13 protein-coding genes are annotated in these 13,859 nt (G+C 66.5%); 3 read left to right on the forward strand and 10 right to left on the reverse strand.

The window, feature by feature from the left end; all coding sequences use genetic code 11:
- Window positions 1–15: 15 nt before the first annotated feature.
- From ACW170_RS06255 to ccmA, 5 genes are read right to left on the reverse strand one after another with little or no spacing between them, the layout of a single operon-like run.
- A complete protein-coding gene (locus tag ACW170_RS06255; protein WP_492088798.1) occupies window positions 16–582 on the reverse strand; it encodes a DsbE family thiol:disulfide interchange protein in 567 nt (188 codons plus the stop codon).
- Window positions 579–791 carry a heme exporter protein CcmD gene (gene ccmD, locus ACW170_RS06260; RefSeq protein ID WP_492088799.1) on the reverse strand — a complete coding sequence of 71 codons (213 nt, stop codon included), beginning with the start codon at window positions 789–791 and terminating at the stop codon, window positions 579–581. Before ccmD ends, ACW170_RS06255 begins: the two co-directional genes overlap by 4 nt.
- Window positions 792–1,511, reverse strand: coding sequence for a heme ABC transporter permease (locus tag ACW170_RS06265; RefSeq protein ID WP_492088800.1), 720 nt, complete (start codon window positions 1,509–1,511; stop codon window positions 792–794).
- Window positions 1,512–1,565: 54 nt separating this feature from the next.
- Window positions 1,566–2,273, reverse strand: coding sequence for a heme exporter protein CcmB (ccmB, locus tag ACW170_RS06270; RefSeq protein ID WP_492088801.1), 708 nt, complete (start codon window positions 2,271–2,273; stop codon window positions 1,566–1,568).
- The gene (gene ccmA, locus ACW170_RS06275) at window positions 2,270–2,893 is read right to left on the reverse strand and encodes a heme ABC exporter ATP-binding protein CcmA (RefSeq protein ID WP_492088802.1); all 624 of its coding nucleotides are present in this window, start codon (window positions 2,891–2,893) and stop codon (window positions 2,270–2,272) included. The genes ccmB and ccmA overlap by 4 nt, the downstream gene beginning before the upstream one ends.
- A gap of 232 nt (window positions 2,894–3,125) precedes the next feature.
- On the opposite strand from ccmA, the gene acnA reads away from it, so the two are divergent.
- Together acnA and ACW170_RS06285 are read left to right on the forward strand one after the other, a co-directional pair.
- The gene (acnA, locus tag ACW170_RS06280; RefSeq protein WP_492088803.1) at window positions 3,126–5,852 is read left to right on the forward strand and encodes an aconitate hydratase AcnA; all 2,727 of its coding nucleotides are present in this window, start codon (window positions 3,126–3,128) and stop codon (window positions 5,850–5,852) included.
- Between the two features lie 129 nt (window positions 5,853–5,981).
- Window positions 5,982–6,749, forward strand: coding sequence for a DUF5131 family protein (locus tag ACW170_RS06285; RefSeq protein ID WP_492088804.1), 768 nt, complete (start codon window positions 5,982–5,984; stop codon window positions 6,747–6,749).
- Here the strand turns inward: ACW170_RS06285 and tcmP are convergent.
- Entirely contained in the window at window positions 6,689–7,594 is a 906-nt protein-coding gene (tcmP, locus tag ACW170_RS06290; RefSeq protein ID WP_492088805.1) for a three-Cys-motif partner protein TcmP, read from the reverse strand. The two genes, ACW170_RS06285 and tcmP, sit on opposite strands and share 61 nt — an antisense overlap.
- A gap of 142 nt (window positions 7,595–7,736) precedes the next feature.
- Window positions 7,737–8,636: a hydrogen peroxide-inducible genes activator gene (locus ACW170_RS06295; RefSeq protein ID WP_492088806.1), complete on the reverse strand. Its 900-nt coding sequence runs from the start codon at window positions 8,634–8,636 to the stop codon at window positions 7,737–7,739.
- A 143-nt stretch (window positions 8,637–8,779) separates the two neighbouring features.
- Between ACW170_RS06295 and katG the strand changes: the two genes are divergently transcribed.
- Window positions 8,780–11,050, forward strand: a complete 2,271-nt coding sequence (gene katG, locus ACW170_RS06300) for a catalase/peroxidase HPI (protein WP_492088807.1) — start codon at window positions 8,780–8,782, stop codon at window positions 11,048–11,050.
- Between the two features lie 69 nt (window positions 11,051–11,119).
- Here katG and ACW170_RS06305 read toward each other — a convergent pair whose 3' ends face one another.
- The 3 genes from ACW170_RS06305 to ACW170_RS06315 form a co-directional block, all read right to left on the reverse strand.
- Complete coding sequence (locus ACW170_RS06305; protein WP_492088808.1) at window positions 11,120–11,893, reverse strand: glutaminyl-peptide cyclotransferase; 774 nt, start codon at window positions 11,891–11,893, stop codon at window positions 11,120–11,122.
- Between the two features lie 4 nt (window positions 11,894–11,897).
- Window positions 11,898–12,725, reverse strand: coding sequence for a TerC family protein (locus tag ACW170_RS06310; protein ID WP_492088809.1), 828 nt, complete (start codon window positions 12,723–12,725; stop codon window positions 11,898–11,900).
- Window positions 12,726–12,821: 96 nt separating this feature from the next.
- Entirely contained in the window at window positions 12,822–13,700 is an 879-nt protein-coding gene (locus ACW170_RS06315; protein ID WP_492088810.1) for an endonuclease/exonuclease/phosphatase family protein, read from the reverse strand.
- Window positions 13,701–13,859: the final 159 nt, after the last annotated feature.

A 13,859-nucleotide genomic window follows, 5' to 3' on the forward strand; every position in this document is an offset into this window, starting at 1 on the left:
CCTCTCGAAAGAGAGTTAACGCGCTTTTTCGTTCGGCAGGGGTCTCGGCGGAGCCTGCATCGAGGCCACAAGACGGTCGATATCGGCGTCGTTGAGCAGGGGGCCGGACTGTTTGGCGGTGATCCGGCCCATGGCGTCGACGGCGAAGGTCTCGGGCACGCCGGAGATGCCCAGGTCCAGGCCGGCCCGACCCTCGCGGTCCACCAGAACCATGGAATAGGGGTCGCCCAACTCGTCCAGGAAGGCGCGCGTCGCGACCGGCTCGTCCTTGTAGGCCACGCCGACGACGGCGATCCCCCGCGCCTTCAGGGCCAGAAGCTTGGGATGTTCGATCCGGCACGGCGCGCACCAGGAGGCGAAGACATTGACCAGCATGGGCCGGCCGACGCCCGCCGTCTTGAGATCCAGATTGCCGGGTCCGGCGGTGTCGCCGGTGAGCATGGGCAGAACCGTTTCGGGGATGGGCTGGCCGACCATGGCGTCGGGCTTGAAGGCCGGATCGCGTTTCAGCGACCAGCCGATGAACAGGGCGGCGAGCGCGCTGAGCACCACCAGGGGCAGGAGGGCCAGCCAGCGGTTCACTTTAAGGGCCCTATCGCGCTTCGCGCTACTTGAGGGCGATTGGAGTCTGAGGCGTCCGATGTGGGGTCCGTCTCCAACCGCTCCAGTTCCCGCTTCCATTTGCGGGAGGCGATGACGGCGCGGGCGACCAGGGCGGCCAGGACCAGGGCGCTGACGCCCCAGGCGGGCCAGACGAAGGCGGCGTAGGGGGTCATGTCGAGGTCGAGCATCTAAGCCTCCAGCGCCTTTCGGGCGCGCAGGGTCAGGACGCGGCGGCGCCGGATCTCGGTGCGGATCGCCGTCAGCCACAGGGCCGCGAACAGAACCCCATAGGCCGCCAGCATGGTCAGGAACGGCGGCAGATAGACGGGGTCCAGGCCTGAGGACCCAGGGGTCAGGAAGCTGGCCGGCTGGTGCAGGGTGTTCCACCAGTCGACCGAGAATTTGACGATGGGCAGGTTGATCAGGCCGACGAGGCCCAGAACGGCGGCGGCGCGGGCGCCCTTCTGCTCATCGTCGATCGAGGCCCGCAGCGCCATATAGCCGATGTAGAAGAGGAACAGGACCAGCACGCTGGTCAGGCGCGCGTCCCACACCCACCAGGTTCCCCACATCGGCTGGCCCCACAGCGAGCCGGTGAACAGGGCCAGGGCCGTGAAGGCGGCGCCGGGCAGGGCGGCCGTGCGGGCGGCGGCGTCGGCCAGGGCGTGGCGGAACACCAGGGCGAAGAAGCTTGAGACGCCCAGGGCCGAATAGGCGCCCAGGCCCCAGACGGCGGCGGGCACATGGACGAACATGATCCGCACCGTGTCGCCCTGCTGATAGTCCGCGGGGACGGAGAAGCTGAGCCAGATCCCGACCGCCAGCAACACGGCCGCGACCGCCCAGAGGACGGGCGTCAGAGGGCCGGTGAAGGCCATGAAACGCTGCGGGTTGGACAGGCCGAACATGGGCTCAGCGATTACGCGGGGTCGCGACGGCGGGCAAGCGGCGGATCACCTCAGTCATCCCTGGGCGTTGCGCACCGCTGCGGCCCCAGCGAAGGCGGCGACGACGCCCGCGAACAGGACATAGGCGCCCAGGAAGGCCAGGGCCGGGGCGGGCGACTGGCCGGATGCCGCGCGTTCCAGCGCCCCTGCGCCGAAGACGACCGGCGGAATGAACAGGGGCAGGACGACGACGGCGATCAGCAGGCCGCCCCGCTTGGCGCCCAGGGCCAGGGCCGCGCCCAGGGTTCCGGTCAAGGCGAAGCCCGCGCCGCCGATCAGGGCCGACAAGGCGGTGAGCGGGACCAGGGCCGGCGGCAGCCCCAGCGCCAGGGCGGCGACCGGCGCGGTCAGAGCCAGGGGCAGGCCGACGGCGATCCACTGGGCCAGGGCCTTGATCAGGACGACCGACTCGAGCGGCAGGTGGCCGAGCGCCAACAGGTCCAGCGCCCCGTCCTCCAGATCCCGCTCGAACAGCCGCTCGAGCGACAGCAGCGAGGCCAGGGCCAGGGCCAGCCAGGCGATCCCTCCCGCCACGGGCGAAAGCGTGCGCGGATCGCCGCCCACGGCCAGGGGCAGGACGGCGGTAAGGCAGGCGAAGAAGCCGCAGGCCAGCAGGGGGCCGCCTCCGCCGCTCCAGGCCAGGTCCAGCTCCCGCTCCAACAGCACGCGCGTCGCGCCGCGCAGGCCGGGCGGGCGGGGTTCGGCGTCTATCTGACGGCTCACGTCAGGCCTCCCAGGTCCAGGGTGCGGGCCGGGAGGGGCAGGGGGTCGTGGACGGCGGCGAGAATCAGGCCGTCGGCGTCGAGATGGCGGCGCATCTGGTCGGCGAAGACCGCGCGCCAGCGGGCGTCCAGCGGGGCCATGGGCTCGTCCAGCAGCCACAGGGCGCGCGGCGAGCCGACCAGCCGGCCCATGGCCAGGCGGCGGCGTTGACCGGCGGACAGGCGGCGGACTTCAAGGTCCAGCAGGGGAGCGAGGCCGAAGGCCTCGACCGCATCGTCCAGGCCGCATTGGACGTGACCCAGCCAGTCGCACTGGAAACCCAGCTCCTCGCGCGCCGTCCGCCCGGTCTTCAGCCCGTTCTGGTGGCCCAGAAAATGGGTTTCGCGTCCGCGCGCCAGCCGCTCGTCCAGCGGATTGCCGTCGCCGTCGTGGAAGGCGATCTCGCCGGTGTCGGGGCGCAGCAGACCGGCGATGGTTCGCAGCAGACTGGTCTTGCCCGCGCCATTGGCGCCTGTCAGCACCACGGCTTCGCCGGCCTGAAGGCGCAGGTCGAGGCCCTGGAATAGGCGGCGCTCGCCGCGTGAGACGGTCAGTTCGGAGATCGAGAGGGTGTGGATCATCGGAAACTTCCCGTCGCCATGAAGGGGAGGGAGAAGAACGCCTTTGTTTTGAGAACCTTTCTCAATGTCCGCGTCGAGGGTGTGGACACATGGACGGTGCGCGATGAGCGGACTATAGGCACGATTGCCGCAGCAGGCTTTCGCCGCGCGCGCAGGGGCCCTGTGAGCCGCTGCGTCTGCCGCGCGAAGGCGCAACCGGATTGTCGGGCGGCGCTGACCAGAGGAAGACTCCATGCCGTCGAACGACAGCTTCAACACCCGCCAGGACCTTTCCGTCGGGCGCAAGAAATACGCCTATTACAGCCTTCCGGCCGCCGAGGAAGCCGGTCTGACCGGGATTTCCCGCCTGCCGCGCTCGATGAAGGTGCTTCTCGAGAACCTGCTGCGCAATGAGGACGGGGTTTCCGTCACCGAAGCCGACCTGAAGGCGGTCGCCGCCTGGGTCGAGAACAAGGGCTCGGTCGAGCACGAGATCGCCTTCCGTCCGGCCCGCGTCCTGATGCAGGACTTCACCGGGGTTCCCGCTGTGGTCGATCTGGCCGCCATGCGCGACGCCATGAGCGCCCTGGGCGCCGACGCCGCCAAGATCAACCCGCTGGTTCCGGTCGATCTGGTCATCGACCACTCGGTCATGGTCGACCACTTCGGCACGGCCAAGGCTTTCGGCCAGAACGTCGAGCGCGAATATGAGCGCAACATCGAACGCTACAACTTCCTGCGCTGGGGTTCGTCGGCCTTCAACAACTTCCGCGTCGTGCCCCCCGGCACCGGCATCTGCCACCAGGTGAACCTGGAGAACCTGGCCCAGACCGTCTGGACCCTGGACGAAGGCAAGAAGACCGTCGCCTATCCCGACACCGTCGTCGGCACCGACAGCCACACCACCATGATCAACGGCCTGGCCGTCCTGGGCTGGGGCGTCGGCGGCATCGAGGCCGAGGCCGCCATGCTGGGCCAGCCGATCCCGATGCTGATCCCCGAGGTCATCGGCTTCAAACTGACCGGCCGCCTGCCGGAAGGGACGACCGCGACCGACCTGGTGCTGACCGTCACCCAGATGCTGCGCAAGAAGGGCGTGGTCGGCAAGTTCGTCGAGTTCTTTGGCGACGCCCTGCCGAACATGACCATCGAAGACCAGGCGACCATCGCCAACATGGCCCCGGAATACGGCGCCACCTGCGGCTTCTTCCCCGTCTCGGCCGCCACCATCGGCTATCTGACCGCCACGGGCCGCGACAAGGCGCGCGTCGCCCTGGTCGAAGCCTACGCCAAGGCCCAGGGCCTGTGGATCGACGAGACCTCGGAAGACCCGGTCTTCACCGACGTTCTGGAACTGGACCTGGCCACTGTCGTGCCGTCGCTGGCCGGTCCGAAGCGTCCGCAGGACCGCGTCGAACTGACCACGGCCGCCCCGGCCTTCGAAACCGCCCTGGTCGATGTCTTCGCCCGTCCGACCGACGCCCCGCGCGCGGCCGTCGAGGGTGAGAAGTTCACCGTCGGCGACGGCGACGTCGTCATCGCCGCCATCACCTCCTGCACCAACACCTCCAACCCGTCGGTGCTGATCGCCGCCGGCCTGGTGGCGCGCAAGGCCAATGCGCTCGGCCTGAAGGCCAAGCCCTGGGTCAAGACCTCGCTGGCCCCCGGTTCGCAGGTCGTTACCGATTATCTGACCGACGCCGGCCTGCAGAAGGACCTGGACGCCCTAGGCTTCAACCTGGTCGGCTACGGCTGCACCACCTGTATCGGCAACTCGGGCCCGCTGGATCCGGCGATCTCGAAGGCGATCAACGACAACGCCCTGGTCGCGACCTCGGTCCTGTCGGGCAACCGCAACTTCGAAGGCCGCGTGAACCCGGACGTCCAGGCCAACTATCTGGCCTCGCCGCCGCTGGTCGTGGCCTACGCCATCGCCGGCTCGATGCGGATCGACATCACCAAGGATCCGATCGGCCAGGACAAGAAGGGCAATGACGTCTTCCTGAAGGATGTCTGGCCGACCTCGCAGGAGATCGCCGACATCCAGAAGAAGTCGGTCACCCCGGCCATGTTCGCCAAACGTTACAAGGACGTCTTCAAGGGCGACAAACACTGGCAGGCGATCAAGGTCACGGGCGGCCAGACCTATGAGTGGGACGACGCCTCCACCTATGTCGCCAACCCGCCCTACTTCGAAGGCCTGTCGATGGACCTGACTCCGGTCCAGGACATCGTCGAGGCCCGCGTCCTGGCCATCTTCGGCGACTCGATCACCACCGACCACATCTCTCCGGCCGGTTCGATCAAGAAGACCTCGCCCGCCGGCGTCTATCTGACCAGCCACGGCGTCGAGGCGGCCGAGTTCAACAGCTACGGCGCCCGTCGCGGCAACCACGAAGTCATGATGCGCGGCACCTTCGCCAATATCCGCATCAAGAACCGGATCACGCCCGAGATCGAGGGCGGCGTCACGAAGCATTTCCCGTCGAACGACACCATGTCGATCTATGACGCGGCCATGCGCTACCAGTCGGAAGGCCGGCCGCTGGTCGTCTTCGCCGGCAAGGAATACGGCACGGGCTCGTCGCGCGACTGGGCGGCCAAGGGCACGCGCCTGCTGGGCGTTCGCGCCGTCATCGCCGAAAGCTTCGAGCGCATCCACCGTTCGAACCTGGTCGGCATGGGCGTCGTGCCCCTGCAGTTCAAACAGGACGGCTGGCAGAAGCTGGGCCTGACCGGCGAGGAGATCGTCACCATCCGCGGCCTGTCCGACGCCAATGTCGGCAAGCTGCGTCCGCGTCAGGACCTGTGGGTCGAGCTGTTCCGTCCGTCGGACGGCAAGATGGCCCGCTTCCCGGTCCGCTGCCGCATCGATAACCAAACCGAGATGGACTATCTGCTGGCCGGCGGCGTCATGCCCTACGTCCTGCGCAACCTGGCCCGTGGCCCGGAAACCGAAGCCCCGATCGCGGCCGAGTAATCCGGCAGCCTCAGGCTGAAACAGAAGGGGCCGGCGGAGCGATCCGCCGGCCCTTTTCGTTGTTGTGCCCAACGAGCGTATGAAGCTGTTAACCTTAAAGGGGTGTACATTCGGCTTCGGGAGTTCCGCATGGCTGATACGTCAATCGAATGGACAGACGCGACTTGGAATCCGGTCGCGGGCTGTTCCGTCATCTCTCCAGGTTGCACGAACTGCTACGCAATGCGTATGGCAGCGAGATTGGAAGCGATGGGTGTTGCAAAATACGCCACGTTAACCCGCAAAAGCGGTGACCGTTACATCTGGACGGGCAAAATTGCCCTTGATGAGTCGGCTCTCACGATACCTTCGACTTGGCGTAAACCTCGAAAGGTGTTCGTCAATTCAATGTCGGACCTTTTCCATCCCGATGTGCCAAGTGAGTTCATCGCTCGAGTATGGCAGGCCATGGCGGAGACGCCTCAGCATACCTATCAGATTCTGACGAAGCGCCCTGATCGTATGCGGCAGGTGTTGTCAGAAGTCGCGGCTTCGCCTCTCCAAAACGTGTGGCTGGGGACGAGCGTTGAGGATGCCACAGTCGTTGGTCGCCTCGATGAACTACGGGCAACTCCGGCGATGATCCGGTTCGTTTCTTTTGAGCCGTTAATTGGTTCAGTGGTTGGCGCTAACCTCGAAGGAATCCACTGGGCTATCGTGGGGGGTGAGTCCGGACCCAGATCGCGGCCTATGGAGACCGCGTGGGTCGATGAGATTCGCGCTCTATGTATCGCGGCGTCCGCTGCCTTCTTCTTCAAACAATGGGGCGGCCGGAACAAGAAGGCTGCTGGGCGTACCTACCGAGGCCAGCTTTGGGACGAGATGCCCTTGTCGAGCACGCTTCCCGCCAGCCGTTGAGCCAGTCCTCGCGCGGGACCGGACGCGTTGGACAAGGCGAAGAATAGCGAAAATTGATGGACCGAGCCTCGGTCCATATAAAGCCTTAACGGCTTCGGAACCCACGTGAAGAGCGATCCTAGGCGCTGTTGAACCCACGTCTCGACGGCGGCTTCGTCTGCTGTCCTGCTCCATTCGTCGGGTGATAACTGTCCGAAGATATTCATCTGCTTCGGCCGCAAGCCGTACCAAGCTGAAATCCACTCATCTGTGCCGAACATTCGAGTTAAGCGTCGGCGCTTATGATTGTCGATAGCCTCTCGAGATCGAGCAGCTTGCCGAAGGATTCCGTTGATGTTGACCAAGTACCAGACATCTATGGAGCCGGTTGCTCGTATTGCCTTGAGGGTCTCCCAGTCGACGTTCAGACCATAGGGATCAAGAAACATGACTGCACGTTTCCCGGACCACCTCTCGTTAGCGAGAGCTTGGGGAATAATGGTGTTGCAGTCGCCGCGAACGACATCGATCACGCGGTCTGGGTGATCCGCCTTGAGGGCCAGTAGCGCGCTAACGTGACCCGGCTTTTGGTCGATGAAGGTCAGCCGATCAAAGGCTGGTCGGGCGTCCAAAGCGATGCGGGCGGACCCTCTACGTTGCTCTCGGAATGCTTCTCGCTGCCGACCTTCGACGAAATCCAACATTGCTGGATGATTGATCGTCCTAGAGCCGGTGCCAGCAAAGGCGTCGATATACCATAGGTGGTTAAAATGAGGGCGTAGGGCCGTGACGTAAGCCTTGAGGTATCTCTCGATGACGTCGAGCTTCAGGTCGGTCGAGGAGTTACCAAATATGTGGTCTGTCACGATGTTGCGCTCGGTACCTGTTCGGCTCGATCAGCAACCGTTGCATATCAACATGGGGTTGTGGAGTCTCTTGGTCAGGCGCGTGTCGGCCTCCGCAGGCTGGTCATTGCGACGTTAAAGAGTTCGTCCGACAATCGCCCCATCAGTCCAGCTTCAGCGCTTCCGCCAGCAGGCGGGCCTCGGCGGCGCGGCTGGAGCCGGAGCGCCAGGCGACGACGATTTCGCGGTGGGGCGGGGCGCCGTCGGCCTGGTTCTCGAAGGCGCGGATGACGACGGAAGGCGTGTCGGCCAGGCCCGCCTGCACCGCCATCTTGGGCAGGAAGGAGACGCCCAGGCCCGAGCCGACCATCTGGATCAGGGTGTGCAGGCTGGTGGCGGCGAAGACGTCGTCGCCGCGCGGGGCCTCGATGTCCAGGGCCGCCAGGGCGTGGTCGCGCAGGCAGTGGCCGTCTTCCAGCAGGATCAGATCCTCGGCCCGCAGCGATCCGGGACGGATCGGGCCGGGGGCGGCCAGGGCGTGGTCGTGGGGGGCGGCGGCCATGATCTCGTCGTCGCCGATGCGGGCGTGTTCGACGCCCGGCGCGTCATAGGGCAGGGCGATGACGGCGGCGTCGATCTGGCCCGCCTTCAGGGCGGCGATCAGGCGCGGCGTCAGGTCCTCGCGGATGAACAGTTTCAGGTTCGGATAGGCGGTCTTCAGCGACGGCAGTTTGGCGGGCAGCAGGAAGGGGGCCACGGTCGGGATGACGCCCAGCCGGAACCGGCCCGACAGCAGGCGGCCGGCGTTCTTGGCCGCCTCGACCAGATCCTCGGTCCGGGCCAGGACGTCCTCGGCCCGCCGCACGGCCTCGGCCCCGACGGCGGTCATGATGACGGCGCCGCGCGCCCGCTCGACCACGGGCGCGCCCAGGATCCGCTCCAGCTCCTGCACCCCGGCGCTGAGGGCGGGCTGGCTGACGTGAGCGGCCTCGGCGGCGCGGGAGAAGCTGCCGTGTTCGGCGAGAAGCTTGAGGTACTGGAGTTGGCGCAGGGTGGGGAGCATTCGGGGTGGATAGGCCAAGCCTATGCCGAAATCAAAGATAATCGATTGGCCTTATGAAGCTGGGCCGTGCAGGAATAGCCCCATCGACGAAGGGGCTATCGATAACAGGCCCGCCGCATCGCGCCACCACAGGGAAGATCGCCATGACCACCGAAGCCAAATGCCCGTTCTCAGGCGCGACCACCGAGTCCGTCGCCGGTGGCGGCGTACAGAACCGCGACTGGTGGCCGGGGCAACTGCGCACCGATCTGCTGAACCAGCATTCGTCGCGCTCCAACCCGCTGGGCGAGGGGTTCGACTATCGCGAGGCCTTTTCCAAGCTGGACTATGAGGCGCTGAAGAACGACCTGCGCCAGCTGATGACGGATTCGCAGGACTGGTGGCCGGCGGACTTCGGCCACTACGGCCCTCAGTTCGTCCGCATGGCCTGGCATAGCGCGGGCACCTATCGGGTCGGCGACGGCCGTGGCGGCGGCGGGCGCGGCCAGCAGCGGTTCGCCCCGCTGAACTCGTGGCCCGATAATGTGAACATCGACAAGTCGCGCCGCCTGCTGTGGCCGATCAAGCAGAAATACGGTCAGGCCATCTCCTGGGCCGACCTGTTCATCCTGACCGGAAACGTGGCGCTGGAGACGATGGGCTTCCGCACCTTCGGTTTCGCCGGCGGTCGCGAGGACACTTGGGAGCCGGATCAAGACGTCTACTGGGGGCGTGAAAACACCTGGCTGGGTGGGGACGAGCGGTACTCGCGCGGTTCGCACGGCGTGGACAAGCCGGCTGACGAGGCCGTTCTGGTCGCGGACGACACCGCCGACGGCGTCCAGCACACGCGTGATCTGGAGAACCCGCTGGCGGCGGTCCAGATGGGCCTGATCTACGTCAACCCGGAAGGGCCGGACGGCAATCCCGATCCGATCGCGGCGGCGCGCGATATCCGTGACACCTTCGCGCGGATGGCGATGAACGACGAGGAGACGGTCGCACTGATCGCCGGCGGCCACACCTTCGGCAAGACCCACGGCGCTGGCCCGGCCGACCATGTGGGGCCTGAGCCCGAGGCTGACGGCCTGGAAGCCCAGGGCCTGGGCTGGGCCTCCAGCTTCGGTAGCGGAAAGGCTGGAGACGCCATTACCAGCGGCCTGGAAGTGACCTGGACCCAGACCCCGGCCCAGTGGAGCAACTTCTTCTTCGAGAACCTGTTCGCCTTCGAATGGGAGTTGGAAAAGTCGCCGGCCGGGGCTCACCAGTGGGTGGCCAAGGATGCGGGCTTCATCATCCCCGACGCCCATGATCCGACCAAGATGCGCCGGCCGACCATGCTGACCACCGATCTGTCGCTGCGGTTCGACCCCGAATACGAGAAGATCTCGCGCCGCTTCCTGAACAATCCCCAGGCCTTCGCCGAGGCCTTCGCCCGGGCCTGGTTCAAGTTGACCCACCGCGACCTGGGTCCGCGCTCGCGCTATGTGGGCCCGGAGATCCCCAAGGAGGAACTGGTCTGGCAGGATCCCGTGCCGGCCGTCGATCATCCGCTGATCGACGCCGCCGATGCGGCCGCGTTGAAGGCGCAGGTGCTGGCCACCGGTCTGAGCGTTTCGGAACTGGTCGGCGTGGCCTGGGCCTCGGCCTCGACCTTCCGGGGCGGGGACAAGCGCGGCGGCGCCAACGGCGCGCGCATCCGGCTGGCGCCGCAGAAGGACTGGGCCGTCAATCAGCCCGAGCAGCTGGAGCGAGTGCTGAAGACGCTGGAAGGCGTGCAGTTCGCCTTCAACCAGGAACAGGTCGGCGGCAAGAAGGTCTCGCTGGCCGACCTGATCGTGCTGGCCGGCGCCGCGGGTGTCGAACAGGCGGCCAAGGCGGCGGGACATGAGGTCGTCGTGCCCTTCACGCCCGGCCGGACGGACGCCAGCCAGGCCCAGACCGACGTTGAGTCCTTCAGCTATCTGGAGCCTGTCGCCGACGGTTTCCGCAACTATCAGAAGGCCCGCTACGCCGTTCCCGCCGAGTCCCTGCTGATCGACCAGGCCCAGCGTCTGACCCTGACCGCGCCCGAGATGACGGCGCTGATCGGGGGGCTGCGCGCCATCAACATCAATGTGGGCGGTTCGACCCATGGGGTGCTGACGGATCGGCCGGGCGCCCTGACCAACGACGTCTTCGTCAATCTGCTGGACATGGGCGTGAAATGGTCCGCGTCGTCGCCCGCCAAGGACCTGTTCGACGGGCGCGACCGCAAGACCGGAGAGCTGCGCTGGACCGGCACCCGCGTCGATCTGGTGTTCGGCTCCAACGCCGTGCTGCGCGCCCTGGCTGAGGTCTACGCCGAGGCGGACGGTCAGAAGAAGCTGGTCGCGGACTTCGTGGCGGCCTGGGCCCGGGTCATGGAGCTGGACCGGTTCGACCTGCACGGCTGATTTCAGCCGGAGTACAGGCGGCGAGGGGGCGGACGCGTGCAGGCGTCCGCCCCCTCGCTGTGTCTGTGATCAGCGCAGCTTGATCTCGAACAGTTGCGGCCAGCGCTTGCCGGTGACGAACAGGCGTTTGCCGGCGGCGTCCCAGGCGATGCCGTTCAGGACGTCGTCCCGGGGGGCCAGGCCGGCGTTCTGGGGAACTAGTGCGGTCAGGTCGATAAAGGCCTTAACCACCCCCGTCTCCGGGTCGATGCGGGCGATGCGGTTGTCCTGCCACAGGTTGGCGAAGACCTCGCCGTCGATCCACTCCAGCTCGTTGATCTGGTCCAGCGGCTTGCCGTCGGCGGTGACGGAGACGCGGCCGGTCTCGGCCAGGGTGTCTGGATCGAGGAAGCGCAACTGGTCGGTGCCGTCGCTCATGATCAGCCGCCGCCCGTCGGTGGTCAGGGCCCAGCCTTCTCCCGGATAGGAGAAGCCGCCCAGGGGCGAGAAGTCGTCCAGCTTCCAGATGAAGCCGATGTGGTTGCGCCAGGTCAGGCTGTAGAGCTTGCCGTTCAGCGTGGTCATGCCCTCGCCGAAATAGACGGTCGGCAGGTCGCGCCGGCGCACCACCTCGCCCGTCTCCAGTCGCACCTGGCGAATGGAGGACGGGTATTGGCCCGTGCTCTCGTACAGGGCGCCGTCGTGGAACAATAGGCCCTGGGTGAAGGCCGTCCGGTCGTGCGGATAGGCGCGCACGACCTCGTAGGCCTGGACCGGAACCTCCGCGCGGACCGAAAGGAACCCGCCCGTCGCCAGCAGCAGACCGGCGGCGAGGCCGGTGAGGCGCAACGACAGGCGGGTCATGGGGTCAGGCGCCTTCGGCGGCGGCTTCCGCCTCGGCCTTCTTGGCGCGGGCCTCGGCCTGGTCGGCCTGGGCGCGGGCGGCTGTGGCCTTTTCCTTCTTGGTCGCGGAGCGACGGCCCAGCATGTTCAGGGCCTCGACCCCGGCCGAGAAGGCCATGGCGGCGTAGATATAGCCCTTGGGCACATGATAGCCGAAGCCGTCGGCGATCAGCACCATGCCGATCATCAGCAGGAAGCCGAGGGCCAGCATGACGACGCTGGGGTTCTCGTTGATGAAATTGGCCAGGGGATCGGCGGCCAACAACATGACGGTCACGGCGACGAGAACCGCGATCACCATGATGGGCAGGTGTTCGGTCATGCCGACGGCGGTCAGGATGGAGTCGATCGAGAAGACTAGGTCCAGCAGGATGATCTGGAAGATCGCCGCGCCGGCGTTGTTGATCATCACGTCCTTCTTGTCCATCACGTCATGGGTCGGCGTGGGATCGACGGTGTGGTGGATTTCCTTGGTGGCCTTCCAAACCAGGAACAGGCCGCCCGCGATCAGGATCAGATCCTTCCACGAGAACTCGTTGCCCATGACGGTGAAGACAGGCTGAACCAGGCCGACCAGCCAGGCGATGATCGACAGCAGGGCAAGGCGCATGACCAGTGCCAGGCCGATGCCGATGCGCCGGACCTTCTGGCGCTGATGCTCGGGCAGTTTGTTCGACAGGATCGAGATGAAGATCAGGTTGTCTATGCCGAGCACGACCTCCATCACAATGAGCGTCACCAGCGCGGCCCAGGCGGCCGGGTCGGAGAGCAGGGGCGTAATGCTGTCGAGCATGAGGTGTCCTAGAAGGAAAAGCGTCAGCGTAAAGAGCTAGGGCCGGCGCGGGTTCCGATCAAGCGCGCAGGACGGCGCAATGGTCGCACCCCGCCCTCAGGGTCGTGCAGGCGCAACATCCACGACCAAAGGGAAATGGTCGGAAATCACCTGACCCGCGATTGAGTCGGTGGGGACGCCGTATCTGCTCACCGACAGGCCGGGGCCGACGAAGACATGGTCTATGGCGACGCCGTCATTGTCCTTGGCGATGTCGAAGGCGTTGTAGGTGCCGGCCGGGCCGAAGACGACGGGGCTGACCGCGCGAGCATCGCGCAGGCCCGAGGCGAGGATGCGGCGATAGGGGGCGCTGTCGGGTCCGGTGTTGAAATCCCCCATCAGGACCACCGACGCCGTCACGCCGTCGACCGAGGCCGGCGCCATGTCAGCGGCCAGTGCGGCGCATTGCTCGCGGGCGATCACGCCGACATGGTCGAAATGGGCGTTGCGCACGTCCAGCAGGCCGCCGTCGGCCCGGTCGCGCAGGACGACGCGGGTGATCGTGCGGGGCAGGGCGGCGTCCCAGCCCTTGGACGGCCGGTCCGGCGTGGTCGAGCACCACAGGGTCTGGGTGCTGATCGTCTCGAATCGGGCGCGGCGCCAGAACAGGGTCGTCGTCTCGCCTGTCTGGGCGCCGTCGTCTCGACCGACCCCGTAATGGTCATAGGCCGGCGCCTGTTCGGCCAGATAGGCGACCATGTGCGGCAAGGCCTCCTGCACCCCCAGAACGTCGGGATCGAAGAAGGCGATCTGGCGCGCCATGTGCGAGCGACGCTGTGTCCAGTTCGGCGTGTCGTCGGGCGCGTCGTAGCGGATGTTGTAGCTCATCAGCCGCACAGGCCGCGCGGCGTCCGAGGCTGTCGGCTGGGCCGCGGAGGCCGTGTTCAGGGCGGCGGAGACGACGGCGACGGCGATCAGCAGGGCGGCAGGCTTCATCTTGGGGCTCGGGATCTCAAGGCTCGGGGCAGCTTGTTAAGGGCGCGATATCCCATGTGGGAATGACCGGTGTGCGACACGCCGCGCGGGCGCTGGTGACGGGGTGCGGCCTTATCGCCCTTCACGCAATGTTGCGAGCAGCAAAACCCCGTGCTATCA

It is taken from the genome of Brevundimonas sp. FV2ps16 (assembly GCF_058681075.1).

Coding starts and splice junctions, on each gene's coding strand:
- ccmD (WP_492088799.1), bottom strand. CDS start 791: ATGCTCGACCTCGACATGACCCCCTACGCCGCCTTCGTCTGGCCCGCC.
- ACW170_RS06265 (WP_492088800.1), bottom strand. CDS start 1,511: ATGTTCGGCCTGTCCAACCCGCAGCGTTTCATGGCCTTCACCGGCCCT.
- ccmA (WP_492088802.1), bottom strand. CDS start 2,893: ATGATCCACACCCTCTCGATCTCCGAACTGACCGTCTCACGCGGCGAG.
- acnA (WP_492088803.1), top strand. CDS start 3,126: ATGCCGTCGAACGACAGCTTCAACACCCGCCAGGACCTTTCCGTCGGG.
- ACW170_RS06285 (WP_492088804.1), top strand. CDS start 5,982: ATGGCTGATACGTCAATCGAATGGACAGACGCGACTTGGAATCCGGTC.
- ACW170_RS06295 (WP_492088806.1), bottom strand. CDS start 8,636: ATGCTCCCCACCCTGCGCCAACTCCAGTACCTCAAGCTTCTCGCCGAA.
- katG (WP_492088807.1), top strand. CDS start 8,780: ATGACCACCGAAGCCAAATGCCCGTTCTCAGGCGCGACCACCGAGTCC.
- ACW170_RS06305 (WP_492088808.1), bottom strand. CDS start 11,893: ATGACCCGCCTGTCGTTGCGCCTCACCGGCCTCGCCGCCGGTCTGCTG.
- ACW170_RS06310 (WP_492088809.1), bottom strand. CDS start 12,725: ATGCTCGACAGCATTACGCCCCTGCTCTCCGACCCGGCCGCCTGGGCC.
- ACW170_RS06315 (WP_492088810.1), bottom strand. CDS start 13,700: ATGAAGCCTGCCGCCCTGCTGATCGCCGTCGCCGTCGTCTCCGCCGCC.